General features: G+C 69.5%; 8 protein-coding genes. 4 read left to right on the top strand and 4 right to left on the bottom strand.

Annotation, left to right across the window (positions count from 1 at the left end; all coding sequences use genetic code 11):
- Nucleotides 1-7: 7 nt before the first annotated feature.
- A complete protein-coding gene (locus ACOACQ_RS00910; RefSeq protein ID WP_420287421.1) occupies nt 8-3265 on the bottom strand; it encodes a binary toxin-like calcium binding domain-containing protein in 3258 nt (1085 codons plus the stop codon).
- A gap of 112 nt (nt 3266-3377) precedes the next feature.
- Nucleotides 3378-4202, bottom strand: coding sequence for a class I SAM-dependent methyltransferase (locus ACOACQ_RS00905; protein WP_420287420.1), 825 nt, complete (start codon nt 4200-4202; stop codon nt 3378-3380).
- Nucleotides 4203-4349: 147 nt separating this feature from the next.
- On the opposite strand from ACOACQ_RS00905, the gene rpsA reads away from it, so the two are divergent.
- Together rpsA and ACOACQ_RS00895 are read left to right on the top strand one after the other, a co-directional pair.
- Complete coding sequence (rpsA, locus tag ACOACQ_RS00900) at nt 4350-5840, top strand: 30S ribosomal protein S1 (RefSeq protein WP_378599819.1); 1491 nt, start codon at nt 4350-4352, stop codon at nt 5838-5840.
- A gap of 296 nt (nt 5841-6136) precedes the next feature.
- A complete protein-coding gene (locus tag ACOACQ_RS00895) occupies nt 6137-7081 on the top strand; it encodes a GlxA family transcriptional regulator (protein ID WP_420287419.1) in 945 nt (314 codons plus the stop codon).
- A gap of 21 nt (nt 7082-7102) precedes the next feature.
- Here the strand turns inward: ACOACQ_RS00895 and ACOACQ_RS00890 are convergent, their stop codons facing one another.
- The gene (locus tag ACOACQ_RS00890) at nt 7103-8260 is read right to left on the bottom strand and encodes a DUF2306 domain-containing protein (protein ID WP_420287418.1); all 1158 of its coding nucleotides are present in this window, start codon (nt 8258-8260) and stop codon (nt 7103-7105) included.
- Nucleotides 8261-8314: 54 nt separating this feature from the next.
- Between ACOACQ_RS00890 and ACOACQ_RS00885 the strand changes: the two genes are divergently transcribed.
- Nucleotides 8315-8971, top strand: a complete 657-nt coding sequence (locus ACOACQ_RS00885; RefSeq protein ID WP_378599807.1) for a TetR/AcrR family transcriptional regulator — start codon at nt 8315-8317, stop codon at nt 8969-8971.
- Between the two features lie 188 nt (nt 8972-9159).
- The gene (locus ACOACQ_RS00880; RefSeq protein ID WP_420287417.1) at nt 9160-14379 is read left to right on the top strand and encodes an MBG domain-containing protein; all 5220 of its coding nucleotides are present in this window, start codon (nt 9160-9162) and stop codon (nt 14377-14379) included.
- An 18-nt stretch (nt 14380-14397) separates the two neighbouring features.
- On the opposite strand, the gene ACOACQ_RS00875 is transcribed toward ACOACQ_RS00880, so the two are convergent.
- Nucleotides 14398-14961 carry a GNAT family N-acetyltransferase gene (locus ACOACQ_RS00875; RefSeq protein ID WP_420287416.1) on the bottom strand — a complete coding sequence of 188 codons (564 nt, stop codon included), beginning with the start codon at nt 14959-14961 and terminating at the stop codon, nt 14398-14400.
- Nucleotides 14962-15014 lie beyond the last annotated feature (53 nt).

Genomic DNA, 15014 nt, shown 5'->3' with positions numbered 1-15014 from the left:
GGGCGGCTCACCCGTGCCGGGAGGGATCGGAGCGCTTCTTCACCTCGGCGCCGTCCCGGCCGCCACCCCAGTCGGTGTCGGCGACGGTGGGGTCCGTCTTGCGCTTCTTGAACCGCCAGTTCGCACTTCCGGTGACCTCCTGCTTGTCAGTCAGGCCGTCGCCGTCGGTGTCCTTCCGCGTCGGGTTCGTCTTGCGGATGGTGATCTTGTACTTGCCGCCGTTGGCCCGGGAGCGCACGACCACCTGGTTGATCGCGATGCCCTTGACCTCGGCGCCGTCGGTCAGCCCGTCCCGGTCGGTGTCCCTCACGCACGGGTTGGTGCGCACGATGCCGATATTCTTGCCGTCGCGGGGTCGTCCGCCGTTCGTGAAGTAGGTCTGACGGATCGCGATCCCGAGGACCTCCTTGCCGTCGGACAGGGTGTCGCCGTCGGTGTCGGCACGCAGCGGGTTGGTGTGCCCGGTCGTGCAGCCGGTCGGACCGGCGAGCTCGCGCTGGTCGCTGAGGCCGTCGCGGTCGGTGTCGGCGCGCAGCGGGTTGGTGCCTGCGGACTTCTCGGCGCCGTCGTTCAGGCCGTCGTTGTCCGAGTCGCTGTCCGTCGGCACCGTGCCGTCCGTGATCTCCTGGCCGTCCTGGACGCCGTCGTCGTCCGTGTCGGCGTCCTTCGGGTCGGTGTTGTGGGTGTTGACCTCGGCCCCGTCCGTCAGTCCGTCGTTGTCGGTGTCGGAGTCGTCAGGGTCGGTGCCGAGGGTGGCTTCCTCGTCGTTGGTCAGGCCGTCGCCGTCGCGGTCGTTGCTCGGTACGTCGTCGGCGGGGGCGTCCACCGGGTTCGTGCCGTTGGCGACCTCGGCCCCGTCGGTCACGCCGCCGTCGTCGGTGTCGGGGTCGAGCGGGTCGGTGTGGTGGGTGTTGACCTCGGCGCCGTCGCTGAGGCCGTCGTTGTCGGCGTCGGCGTCGGCCGGGTCGCTGCCTGCGGCGTCCTCCTCGACATCGGTGAGGCCGTCACCGTCGGCGTCTCCCGTCGCGGCGAGGTCGTCGCCCGGAGTGGCGACCGGGTTGGTGCCGTTGTCGACCTCGGCGCCGTCGTTGACGCCGCCGTCGTCGGTGTCGGGGTCGAGCGGGTCGGTGTGGTGGGTGTTGACCTCGGCGCCGTCGCTGAGGCCGTCGTCGTCGCTGTCGGCATCGGCCGGGTCGGTGCCCAGGGTGTCTTCCTCGACGTCGGTGAGGCCGTCACCATCCGCGTCGGTGGACGGCAGGTCGTCACCGGGGTTGTCGACGGGGTTGGTGCCGTTGTCGATCTCGGCTCCGTCGGTCACGCCGCCGTCGTCGGTGTCGGGGTCGAGCGGGTCGGTGTCGTGGGTGTTGACCTCGGCGCCGTCGCTCAATCCGTCGTGGTCCGTGTCGGCGACCAGCGGGTCGGTGCCCGTTCCGGTGTCGGGTCCGCCGTCGTCGGTGTCGACCTCGACGCCGTCCTCGAGGCCGTCGTCGTCGCTGTCCGCGTCCGCGGGGTCGGTGCCCAGGGCGTCCTCCTCGGCATCGGTGAGGCCGTCGAGGTCGCGGTCATCGTCGTCTGCGGGGTTGTCGACGGGGTTGGTGCCGTTGGCCACCTCGGTGCCGTCGTTGACGCCACCGTCGTCGGTGTCGGCGTCGTTGGGGTCGGTGCCGGTCCCGGTGTCGGGTCCGCCGGCGTCGGTGTCGAGCTCCTCGCCGTCGGTCAGGCCGTCGTCGTCACTGTCCGCGTCGGTCGGGTCGGTGCCGGTCCCGGTGTCCGGGCCTGCGCCGTCGGTGTCGACCTCGGCACCGTCCTCGATGCCGTCGTCGTCGGAGTCGGTGTCGTCCGGGTCGGTGCCCAGGACGGCTTCCTCCGAGTCGGTGAGGCCGTCACCGTCGCTGTCGGTCTGTACGTCGTCCGCCGGGTTGAGCGGGTCGGTGAGGTCGGTGTTCACCTCGGCGCCGTCGCTCGCCCCGCCGTCGTCGGTGTCGGCGTCGTTGGGGTCGGTGCCGGTCCCGGTGTCGGGGCCACCTGCGTCGGTGTCGATCTCGGCGCCGTCGGTGAGGCCGTCGTTGTCGGAGTCGGCGTCCAGTGGGTCGGTGTTGTGCGTGTTGACCTCGGCGCCGTCCCCGAGTCCGTCGTCGTCGCTGTCCGCGTCCGCGGGGTCGGTGCCCAGTGCGTCTTCCTCGGTGTCGGTCAGGCCGTCGCCGTCGGTGTCGTCGAGCGCGTCGCACTCGACACCGCCTGCGGGCGCGAGGGCCTGCGACTCCATCGGTGCGACGCCGAGGTCGAGATCGGCCAGCGGGACCGCGCCGAGCAGCAGGTCCAGGTCGACCGTGATCCGCAGGACCGCGGCCAGGCTCCCGTGGGCGGTCGCGCCCGAGTCCTGGTCGAAGGTACTGAGGAGCTCGATGTGGATCCCTGCCGAAGCCAGGCCCAGGACGTTGAGGGTCCGGTCGATCGTCTGGTTCGGCTCGTCGTTGAGGGTGATCACGTTGCCGCCGATCGTCACGTTGACGGCCGGCGGGACGAAGGTCGTGGTTCCGGTGGTGCCGTCGGAGGTCGACGTCATCACGATGGGGTCGGCGAGGTGGATCTGGACCAGGTTGCCGAGCAGGCCGATGTCGCCGACGGTGGTCTCGGTGATGGTCTGGACGGCCGAGGTGCCGTCGCTCTCGGGATCGACCAGCTGGGTCGTCGAGGTCGACTGGCTCGCGTCGAGGGTGGCGACATCGAGGCCGAGCGCACCCACCGACAGCAGGCTGAGGCTGGCCAGGCTGGTGTCGGCCTTCGACAGGACCCGGGCGCCGCCGACGGCCGTGGGGCACTGCGTGGTGGAGACGAATCCGGCTTCGGCGTAGGTGTCGAGCAGCCCCAGGTTGAGGACCGGGGGGAGGGCGACCGGCGGCAGGGGGCCGTCGTCGTCGACCGCGGCCGGCGGAGACGTCGCGGTGGAACCTGCGACCGGCAGGCTCAGGCCGGGCAGTGCGACCCCGATGTTGGTCGACGTCGCGGTCGCGTTGTCGCCGACGGCGGCGCTGTCGGCCGTCGAGGCCGAGTGGCCCACCCGCAGGTCAGCCAGCGGCGTGCCGATCACGCCCGTGGTCACCGAGACGATGTCGGCCTGTCCGGAACCCGAGTAGGTCGCCGGCAGCGGGTCCGCGTGCGCCGTGCCCGGGGGGAGCGCCACGGTGAAGACAGCTGCCGTGGCAAGTGACGTGCCGATCAAGAGGGCAGCGCGAAGCCGCCCGGGAACAGAGGACGAGGCCACGATGGGCTCCTGACAGGCGCTGGAACATGAGCGGACCCGGCCACTATTGCTCCGCGATCACGCGCGGGAGGCACGTCAACCCGAAATCAGGACCAAGTCCCGGACGGCACCCTCACGAATGACCAAGGTCGGCGCCGAAGAGGGCCGTTCCCGGTGTCACGGAGCCGCGAACCCGGGACCAGCCACCCCAGAGCCGGTCGTGGTCCGCGGGCCATTCCGGTTCCAGCAAGGTGGTGAGCCGGAACCCCTTGGCGGCCAGCAGCTGCACCCAGTCACCGAGCGTCCGGTGGTGTTCGACGTACGACGTCCGGCCGGTCTCGTCGTCGACCTCGACGTAGGGCGTGCGGTCCCAGTAGGACTGGGTCGCGGTGAGCCCTTCCTCGGTGGGGTCATCGGGGAACATCCACCGGGTCGGGTGGGTGATCGAGAACGCGAACCGGCCGCCGGGCCGCAGGACCCGGGCCGTCTCGGCCACCGCGGTGTCGATGTCGGCGACGAACTGCAGGGCACCGAAGGACGAGAACACGACGTCGAAGGTGTTGTCGGCGAAGGGGAGGTCGGTCGCCGTACCCCGGACGCTCGGCACGACGACTCCGGTGATCTCGTCGACGCGTCGTGAGTGCTGGAGCTGGCGGTGGGACAGGTCGAGCCCGAACGCGCGTCCGCCCTGGCTGCGGATCCAGCGCGCGCACTGCCCGGCGCCGGAGCCGACCTCGAGGACGTCGCGGCCCTTCACGTCGCCCAGGATCCGGGCGTCGGCCTCGGTCAGGCCCTCGGGTCCCCACACGAAACCGGCGTCGCCGAGGAACTCCCCGTGGGTGGCCTGGTACTCGTCGGCGTAGCGATCCCAGTCGGCGCCATTGGCGCTGCGGGACTCCTGTTCATCGGCGGGACGACGGTGCGCCGTGACCGGCGGGTGGAGCCACTCCTGTTGCACGGACCGAGGATAGTGCCGCCGGTTGGACGTGCGTGCAACGCGGCGCGTACCCTTGAATGTCCGCCTCCCGTCGGGAGGTGGTCCCGTGCCGCCCAGACGGCGGTCATGGCCCAACTACATCTGCCCACCCAAGGACTGTCCCTACTTATGACGAGCACCCTCTCGACTCCGATCTCGAGCCACTACGACGACAACGCGCCCCAGGTCGCGATCAACGACATTGGCTCCGAGGCGGACTTCCTGGCCGCCATCGATCTGACGATCAAGTACTTCAACGACGGCGACATCGTCGACGGCACCATCGTCAAGGTCGACCGCGACGAGGTCCTCCTCGACATCGGCTACAAGACCGAGGGCGTCATCCCCTCGCGCGAGCTGTCGATCAAGCACGACGTTGACCCCTCCGAGGTCGTCAAGGTGGGTGACAAGGTCGAGGCTCTCGTTCTCCAGAAGGAGGACAAGGAGGGTCGCCTGATCCTGTCCAAGAAGCGCGCCCAGTACGAGCGCGCCTGGGGCACGATCGAGGAGATCAAGGAAGCCGACGGCGTCGTCGAAGGCACCGTCATCGAGGTCGTCAAGGGCGGCCTCATCATCGACATCGGCCTGCGCGGCTTCCTGCCCGCCTCGCTGGTGGAGATGCGTCGCGTCCGCGACCTGCAGCCCTACGTGGGTCAGACCCTCGAGGCCAAGATCATCGAGCTCGACAAGAACCGCAACAACGTGGTCCTGTCGCGCCGTGCCTGGCTCGAGCAGACCCAGTCCGAGGTTCGCCACGGCTTCCTCACCCAGCTCCAGAAGGGCCAGATCCGCAAGGGTGTCGTGTCCTCGATCGTCAACTTCGGTGCGTTCGTGGACCTCGGCGGCGTCGACGGTCTCGTCCACGTCTCGGAGCTGTCCTGGAAGCACATCGACCACCCGTCCGAGGTCGTCACGGTCGGCGACGAGGTCACCGTCGAGGTGCTCGACGTCGACATGGAGCGCGAGCGCGTGTCGCTGTCGCTCAAGGCGACGCAGGAAGACCCGTGGCAGCACTTCGCCCGGACCCACCAGATCGGCCAGATCGTGCCCGGCAAGGTCACCAAGCTGGTGCCCTTCGGTTCGTTCGTCCGCGTCGAAGAGGGCATCGAGGGCCTCGTGCACATCTCCGAGCTGGCCGAGCGCCACGTGGAGATCCCCGAGCAGGTCGTCCAGGTCAACGACGACGTCATGGTCAAGATCATCGACATCGACCTCGAGCGTCGCCGGATCTCGCTCTCGCTGAAGCAGGCGAACGAGACCACCGCCGCGGTCGACGTCGAAGAGTTCGACCCGACGCTCTACGGCATGCCCGCCACGTACGACGAGGCCGGCAACTACATCTACCCGGAGGGCTTCGACCCCGAGACGGGCGAATGGCTCGAGGGCTTCGACGATCAGCGCGCCGTCTGGGAAGAGCAGTACGCCAAGGCGCACGCCCGCTGGGAGGCGCACGTCAAGCAGCAGGCCGAGGCGAAGGTTGCCGAGGCCGAGGCTGGCGAGGCGACGTCGTACTCCTCCGGTGGTTCGGACGACGAGCAGGCCGAGGAGACTGGCGGCTCGCTGGCCTCCGACGAGGCGCTGCAGGCGCTTCGCGAGAAGCTGACCGGCGGCCAGGCCTGATCCGTCAGGATCGCGCGTAGACGCACAAGCAACGAAGGCCCTCGACCTCACGGTCGGGGGCCTTCGGGCTTTTCAGGGGGAGTGGTGCGTGCTGGTCACGCGAACCAGGGAGTCGGGCGACGGGTGGAGAAGTCGTCGTGGCGGACCCAGGAGATCAGGGACCGCAGGAGCAGGGCCAGGAAGAGGATCAGGAAGAGGTTCATGGCAGTAATCATGCTCTTGGCAGATTCCTGCCACCAGTGGCAGAAAAGCCGCTTTGCGTTGATTTACTGCCATGTCCGTGACAAGGTGGCGGAATGCTGACGAACGTTGCCGTCCTGGCCTTCGACGGGGTCGCTCCGTTCGAGCTCGGCATCCTCTGCGAGGCGTTTGGGATCGACCGGACGGCCGACGGGGTCCCCGCCCTCGACTTCGCCGTCTGCGCCGAGAACAACCTCCCGATGCGGACCTCGATGGGGTTCAACCTGCAGACCGACTTCGGACTGGACCGCGTCGCGGAGGCCGACCTGGTCGGCATCCCGGCCATCCCGCGTGGTGGCGTGCCGTCCGACGCGGTCATCGAGGCGATCCGCGCGGCCTACGACCGCGGGGCGCGGATCATGTCCGCCTGCAGCGGTGCCTTCGCGGTCGGAGCGGCCGGCCTGCTGGACGGGCGCGAGTGCACGACCCACTGGATGTACACCGACGAGCTGCAGCGACGGTTCCCCGAAGCGATCGTCGTGCCCGAGGTCCTCTACGTCGACACCGGCCAGATCGTCACCAGCGCCGGGAGTGCCGCCGGCCTCGACGCTGCGCTGCACATCTGGCGCCAGGAGTACGGCGCCGCGGTCGCCAATGTCGTGGCCCGACGGGCCGTCGTACCGCCGTACCGGGACGGGGGACAGGCGCAGTTCATCGCGCGCGCCGTCCCCGACTGCGACGCCGACACCTTGCGGCCGCTGTTGACGTGGATCCTGGAGAACCTCGAGGAGGACCACGGTGTCGAGGCGCTCGCGAAGCGCGCCGTGATGTCGCCGCGCACCTTCGCGCGCCGCTTCCGCGACGAGACCGGTACGACGCCGCACCACTGGGTCACCCGGCAGCGGGTGTCGGCGGCCGAGGAGCTGCTCGAGCGCACCGACCACCCGGTGGAGTGGATCGCGGGCGAGGTCGGGTTCGGCAACGCGGCGACCCTGCGCCACCACTTCGTGAGGGTGCGCGGGGTCAGCCCTCAGGCGTACCGGCGCCAGTTCGCCTGCTGATTCGCCTGCTGATTCGCCGGGTCAGTGGTCGACCAGCTGTGCGGCCTCGCCCGACCGGGTCGTCCGTCGTACGACGCGGCGACGCCAGACGACCACCAGGAACCCAATGCTCAGGGCGAGGGCGGGCGCGGTCAGCAGCATGCCGAGGTAGGCGTCGTACGTCGTGAAGGGCAGGTCGTAGAGCGCCCACAGCACGACGCCCGTGGGTGCGCCGGCCAGCTGGGCGAGACCGATGACGCGCCACTCCTCGGCGGCCAGGTCGTTGCCCGCGCGCCGGGCAGCAAGGTGGTTGGTCAGGGCGACCGAGAGACCGGCGACGACGCCGACGAGGCCGGTCGTCGTGACGCGGTCGAGGCCGTCGAACGCCGTTGAGTAGCGCCATCCGAGTGCCGCTGCCGCAACGACGGCCGTGGCGAGGACGCCGAGGTCCAGGGCGCGTCCGGGCAGCGGACCGATCGCCGTCGTACGCCGCTGCCGGACGTCCAGGGCGCGGGCGGCGAGGAACGCGCCCAGGGGCGCCCAGGTCGCGAGGAAGGCGGCACCGGCGAGGTTCGTCTCGAGCTGGGTCGTCTCCGGCCAGAGGTTGCCGAGGAAGAGGTAGAAGACGCGCAGCAGCGGCGCGGTCAGCAGGAGCGCGAAGGCATAGGCCATCAGGGCCTGGTGCATGGCGATCTGTCGCTTGACCGCTGCGGCGAGGCCGAGGCCCACACCGATCGTGGTGCCGAGGGCGAGAGCCCAGAGCTGGAGGTAGAACGCGGCGCCGTCGAAGGTGCCCTCGGGGCCGACGGCGAGCAGGAAGGCCATGGCGCCGGCCATGCCGATCAGGGCGATGGAGGCGGCGAACCGCCCGATGAGGCGGTGGCGGGCGAGGTTGCGGCGCACGCGTGCGGAGAACTGCGCGGCGAAGAGCACGATCGCGATTCCGCCGGCGGTGGTGTGGAAGAGCAGGATGTAGCGGTTCTGGGTGTACTGGACGACCTGTTCCGCCTCGATCGACCCCGGCCCGTAGGCCTCCTCGTGGTCGACGACGGCGCCGAAGGTGTGGTTCCACAGCTCCGGTGCGTCGGGGTTGAAGAAGCGCCACATGTACTCGATGGCCATCGGTCCGTAGAGCACCGCCAGTGCCGTGATGGCTCCCCAGCCGATCAGGCTGGCTCTCTTCCTGGCGGTGGTGCTCACGGGAACTCCTTGCTATAACGACTGTTATTACAAGTGTGATGGATACTGGGGAACATGTCGAGCGATGTGAGTGCACTCACGGACGAGCCCATGCGGCAGCGGCTCACGGCGGCCGCCGCGCGTCTCGTCGCCGCGGGAGGCGCAGCAACGCTGAGCGTCCGCCGCGTCGCCAGCGAGGCCGGGACCTCGACCATGTCCGTCTACAGCCAGTTCGGGTCGATGGATGCGCTGGTCGACGCCGTGGTCAATGAGGGCTTCGAGCGCCTGGAGCGACGGTTCGTCGCGGTCGAGCCCACGGACGACCCGATCGCCGATCTCGGTCGGCAGACGGCGGCCTACGTCGACCATGCGCGCGAGAACCCCGAGCTGTACGCCGTGATGTTCGGCGTCGCCCGCGTCGGCTCCCGCCAGGCCGTCACTCCTGACCAAGTGGCCATCGGGCGCGCCGGAACCCTCGATCGCGTGGGGGCGACCCTCCAGCGAGCGGTCGAGAAGAACCGGTTGCGCGAAGCCGGCGGTTCCGCGCTGGCGTTCCGCTGGTGGACCCTCGTCCACGGCTACGCCATGCTCGAGGGCTCGGGATACGTCACCCGGGACAAGGGCCCCGTCCGCATCCTGGCGCCGCTCCTGATCGACTTCGTCATCGGTGAGGGCTGCCCGCGCCGGATTGCGGAGCGGTCCGTTCGAGAGGCACTGGAAGCGCCCGCCTAGTCCTGCGGGTGCGGGGCCGGTGCCGCCGGCGCTGACCCACCGGTGGGCAAAATTCGTCGCGCGCGCGAATCTTTACCCTCATTTCGAAGACGCCTTGTGGCGGCTGCTGCCAATGTCGAGTCACACGCAGCGCCGACGTCTCCCTCGTCGTTCTCGGGCCTGTTCCCAACCACGTGGGGGGTTGTGGCATGTCCGGAACGCATCGACGAGTGACGCGCGCGAACAGGGCTTCGAAGGGCGCATCGATTGCGCTCGCCGGAGTCCTGGCGGCCATCGGCCTCGTGGTCGCCGGCGCATCTCCCGCGCTGGCCGCGGTCACCGCCGCGCCCAACACCTCCGCGGGCGCAGCCACGATCAGGAATGCCATGGCGGCGCCCGGCTTCACCTCGACCGGGGCCAGCTTCGCGTCGGTACCGTCGTCGACGACGGTCAACGGGGTGTCCAACACGGCCATCGGCGGGTTCCCGTCACCCTCGGGTGCGTTCGGCATCCTCACGACCGGCTCGGTCAACAACGTGTTGAGCTCACAGGCCACCGAGAGCGATGTCACCATCAGCAACGCACCCTCGCGCGGCAACTCGGCCCGCGACGTGACGGTGATGAAGATCGACTTCACCGCCCCTGCCGGCGTCAACTGCCTCAGCCTGAACTTCAAGTTCCTGTCCGAAGAGTTCCCCGAGTGGGTCGGCCAGCAGTACAACGACGGCTTCATCGCCGAGCTCGACAGCACCACCTGGACGGCCAACCAGACCGGCAACTCCGCGTCGATCACGGCGCCACTCAACTTCGCGAAGGACGCCGGGGGCAACGTCGTCAGCATCAACAGCACTGGCATCGGTGGACTCACCCAGGCCAACGCCTCCGGCACCGTGTACGACGGGGCGACGACGCTGCTGCGGGCGAACACCCCGGTCTCGCCGGGCGCCCACTCGCTCTACCTGTCGATCTTCGACCAGGGCGACGCCAAGCTCGACTCGGCCGTGTTCGTCAACAACCTGCGCACGAGCTTCATCCCGAACCCCTCGATCAACTGCGTGTCCGGCGCCCAGCCGGTCAGCAGCACCCTGACGCTGACCCCGTCGACCGACGCATCGCCGGTCGGGACGCAGCACACCGTCACGGCCACCCTGAAGGACTCGAACAACGTCGCCATCTCCGGCGGCCCGGTGAGCTTCAACGTGACCGGCGCGAACACGTCGAGCGCCGTCGTGAACACCAACGCGTCCGGCGTCGCGACGTACACCTACACCGGCGGCTTCGCCGGCACCGACCAGATCAGCGCCTGCTACCTGCCAGTGACCACCTGCCTGGCCACCGCATCAGCCACCGAGGTCTGGAACCCGCCCGTGGTCGTCACGGCCGAGCCGAAGACCAAGGTCTTCGGGACCGCGGATCCGCCGTTGACCTACACGGTCTCGGGCGGCACGCTCACCACCCCTGCCACCTGCACGGTCGCGGGTGCCCACACGAACGTCGGCAACTACGCGATCACCTGCTCGGGCGGCAGCGCCGGCCCGGACACGAACGTCACCTACGTCGACGGCAACCTCGGCGTGACTCCGGCGACGGTGACGGTCAGCGCCGACAACAAGGCCAAGCAGTACGGCGACGCCGACCCGGCCTTCACCCACACCACGAGTGGCCTGGTCGGTTCGGATGCGCTGACGACGGCACCCACCTGTGGCGTTGCGGGAGCCCACGCGAACGTCGGCTCCTACCCGATCACCTGCTCCGGTGCCACGGCCGGCAGCAACTACACGATCGCCTACACGGCCGGCACGCTCTCCGTGGGCAAGGCACTGGTGACGATCACGGCCACCAGCAAGGCCAAGACCTACGGCCAGGCCGATCCGTCGTTCACCTTCACCACCAATGGTCTCGTCGGCTCGGACTCCCTGACGACGGCACCGACCTGCACCGTCGCGGGCTCGCACACCAACGTCGGCACCTACCCCATCACCTGCTCGGGCGCGAGCGCCGGCGGCAACTACGACATCGCGTACGTCGGCGGCACGCTGACGGTGGCCAAGGCCGAGATCGTCATCACCGCGGTGCCCCAGAGCAAGACCTACGGCACGCCCGACCCGGCCTTCACGTACACCGTCGCCGGTCTGGCGAGTGGTGACGCGCTGACGACCGACCCGACGTGCTCGGTGACGGGTACGCACGTGAACGTCGGCAGCTACGTCATCGCCTGCGCGGGCGCCGATGCCGGTGCCAACTACACGATTCGCTACGAGACCGGCACCCTCCAGGTCACCAAGGCCACCGCAACGGTGATCGCGGACAACAAGACGAAGGTCTACGGCGCCGCCGACCCGGCGTACACCTACGACGTGCAGGGCCTGGTCAACGGCGACACGCTGACGACCCCGGCATCCTGCTCGGTCACCGGTGCGCACGCGAATGTCGGGAGCTACCCGATCACCTGCTCGGGCGCGAGCGCCGGTGGCAACTACGACATCGCCTACGTCGGCGGCACGCTGACGGTCACCAAGGCCACGGTCGTCATCACGGCCGACCCGAAGTCCAGGGCATATGGCGCGCCCGACCCGGCCTTCACGTTCACCGTCTCGGGCCTGGTCAGCGGCGACCAGCTCGTCGACCAGCCGACCTGTGACGTCGCCGGACCGCACGTGAATGCCGGCACCTACGACATCACGTGCTCCGGGGCCGATGCCGGCAACAACTACGACATCGAGTACGTCGACGCCCAGCTGACGGTCACCGCGAAGACCGTCGTCGTCACGGCCGACGACGCCAGCAAGGTGTACGGGTCGGCCGACCCGGCCTTCACGTACACGGTGGCGGGCCTGGCGAGCGGCGACCAGCTGCTCGACCAGCCGACCTGCGACGTGGCGGGGGCACACCACGACGTGGGCACGTACGCCATCACCTGCTCGGGCGCGGATGCCGGCACCAACTACGTCGTCAGCTACGCCGCGGGCTCCCTCGAGGTGACACCGAAGACGCTGGCGATCACTCCCGATGACGCCATCAAGACCTTCGGTGACCCCGATCCGGTGTTCGGCTACTCGGTCGACGGCCTGGTCGGCTCCGACACCCTCGTCGATGCGCCGCTCTGCGAGCCCCGCGTCGCGCACGAGAACGTCGGAAGCTATCCGATCCTCTGCAGCGACGCCGACGCGGGCGACAACTACACGATCGAGTACTACACCGGGGAGCTGGACGTGGTGCCCGCCGCAGTGGTGGTGACCGCCGACAACAAGTCGATCACCTACGGCGACGCCGAGCCGGCCTTCACCTGGTCGGTTTCCGGGATCGACGCGGAGGACCTGGTCACCGACCCGGCCTGCACCGTGGCAGGAGCCCACAGCGACGCCGGTTCCTACGACATCGAGTGCTCCGGTGCGAGCGCCGGACCGAACTACACGGTGTCGTACCAGCCGGGCACGCTGACCGTGGCGCGCAAGGTCGTCACCGTCGTCCCGGACAGCCAGGTGACCGTCTTCGGGGACGACGACCCCGACTTCACCTGGACGACCGACGGCCTCGTCGGCGACGACGACCTGGTCACCGACCCGACGTGTGGCCCCACCGACGCGCACTCCGCGGTCGGCAGCTACCCGATCACCTGCACCGGTGCGGACGCAGGCGACAACTACACCGTCGAGTACGGCACCAGCACCCTCACGGTGACGGCCAAGGCAGGTGTGGTGGTCGCCGACGACCAGCAGATCACCTTCGGTGAGGACGACCCGGAGTTCACCTACCAGGTCTCCGGCCTCAACGGCTCCGATGAGCTCCTCACGCCGGCGACGTGCTCGGTCAGTGGTCCGCACAGCAATGTCGGCACCTACCCGATCACCTGCTCTGGTGGCGATGCAGGCGGCAACTACACGCTGTCGTACGAGGCCGGCTCACTGGTCGTCGTACCGGCCGGGGTGACGATCACCGCGGACAACAAGTCCAGGGTGCACGGCGAACCCGACCCGGCGTTCACCTACCAGGTGACCGGCCTGCTCGGTGGCGACGACCTGGTGACTCCGCCGGTCTGTGACGTCGCCGGGCCGCACACCGCGGCAGGGGAGTACGACATCACCTGCTCGGGTGCGGACGCAGGGGACAACTACGACATCACCTACGTCGACGGCACCCTGGAGGTCACCCGGGCCACGGTGACCATCACGGCCGACGCCAGGTCCAAGGTGTACGGCGCCGACGACCCGGCCTTCACGTTCGGCGTCTCCGGCCTGGTCGGTGACGCCCAGCTCGTCACCGCACCGACGTGTACGGCGGCCGACCCGCACACCGCGGTCGGCAGCTACGTCATCACCTGCTCGGGTGCCGACGCCGGGCCCAACTACACCGTGGAGTACCAGCAGGGGACGCTCACGGTGACCCCGGCGCTGCTCACGGTGACGGCGGACGACAAGACGAAGGTGCAGGGCAACCCGCTGCCGACCTTCACCGCCACCATCACCGGCTACGTCAACGGCGACGACAGTGGTGACATCAGCGGCGCTCCGGCCCTCGGCACGTCGGCGACGGCCACGAGCCCGGCGGGCACCTACCCGATCACCGCCGCGATCGGCACCCTGTCGGCAGCCAACTACACGTTCGCCTTCGTGGCAGGCACCCTGACGGTCACGTCACAGCCGCCGACGGCCACGATCGTCACCCCGCCGTCGGGCGCGGTGTACTTCCAGGGCCAGACGGTGAAGGCGAACTACTCGTGTGCCGACCCGGACGGAACGGTGACGAGCTGTGTGGGCACGGTCGCGAACGGAGCTGACGTGAACACGGCAACGACGGGCACGAAGACGTTCTCCGTCATCGCCACCGACAACAACGGCCTCACCGGCACGGCGTCCACCAGCTACCAGGTGGTCCCGGTCGTGGGCGCCTGCCGCGGTACTGCGGTGTCGGTCCTCGGCATCACGCTGGCCGACGCCAACCCGGCGACGACCCCGTGTGTCGCGGCGACCGAGCGGGTCCTGAAGGCCAACGTCACCGTGACGCCGAGTGTCCTGCTCCTGCCGGCACAGACGGTCAAGGCCGACGTGATCCAGGGAGTGACCGAGAAGACGACAGGCGGGTCCAAGGCGTCCGCTGAGGTCAGCGGGGCATCCATCTCCCTGATCGGCGCGACGATCAAGATCAACGCGCTCACCAGCTCCGCCTCCTCGCAGCTCTCGAGCTGCACGGGCGGAGCCGCGACCGCCGGTTCGTCGAAGGTCGCGGGCCTCACCATCAACGGGGTCCAGGTGGTGCCCGCGGGCGGCCTCAGCGCCCCGCTGAAGGTCGACGTCGGCCTGGTGAGCGTCTCGATCAACGAGCAGACGAGGGTGGGCAACACCATCACCCAGACGGCGCTGCGCATCACGGTCCTCGGCACCGAGATCGTCCTCGGACGCTCGATCGCTGGTGCGAACTGCGGCAGCTGATCCGGGCCGACGGGGCGCCTACAGGCGGCTGAAGGGTTCGGCGTAGACGAAGCGGCCGACGGGGTGCGTGCCCGTGCCGAGTGCCCGCGCCTGGAAGTAGTCGCCCCAGGCCGGGTCCGGTGACGCGATCCCACACTCGCTCGCCGGCACGAAGCCGAATCTCCCGTAGTACGCCGGGTCGCCGAGGAGGGCGACGAGGGCCTCGCCTCGCTGCTCGGCCCGGCTCAGGAGCTCGCGGACCAGCGCTCCGCCGACTCCTTCGCGCTGGTGGTCGGGGCGGACGCTCAGCGGTCCGAGGCCGAGCGCGGGCTCGCCGTCGACGTACGCCCGGGTGGCCACGACGTGGCCGACGACCTGGCCCCCGGAGGTCGCCACCAGGGAGAGGTCGGGCAACCAGCCGACGTCGTCGCGGAGCCAGGCCAGCAGGTCTACCTCGCCCGGCGGTCCGCCGATCCGGGTCGGGGGAGCGGAGTGCTCGGCGAGCGAGAACGCCGCCCCCACGACCGAAGCGATCTCGTCGATGTCTTCGGCGAGCTCGGTGCGGATGTCGAACGATGGTGAGCCAGATGGGGAGGAAGTCATGGTCCGACGCACGCTAGCCGCATTGCCTGCCCCGATTCGACCGGGTTTCGCGG

This window comes from Nocardioides sp. CPCC 206347, from assembly GCF_048654605.1.
In the GTDB taxonomy this organism is placed as follows: domain Bacteria; phylum Actinomycetota; class Actinomycetes; order Propionibacteriales; family Nocardioidaceae; genus Nocardioides.
Note: the sequence above shows the minus strand (reverse complement) of the source record. Positions and strands in the feature narration are given on the sequence as shown.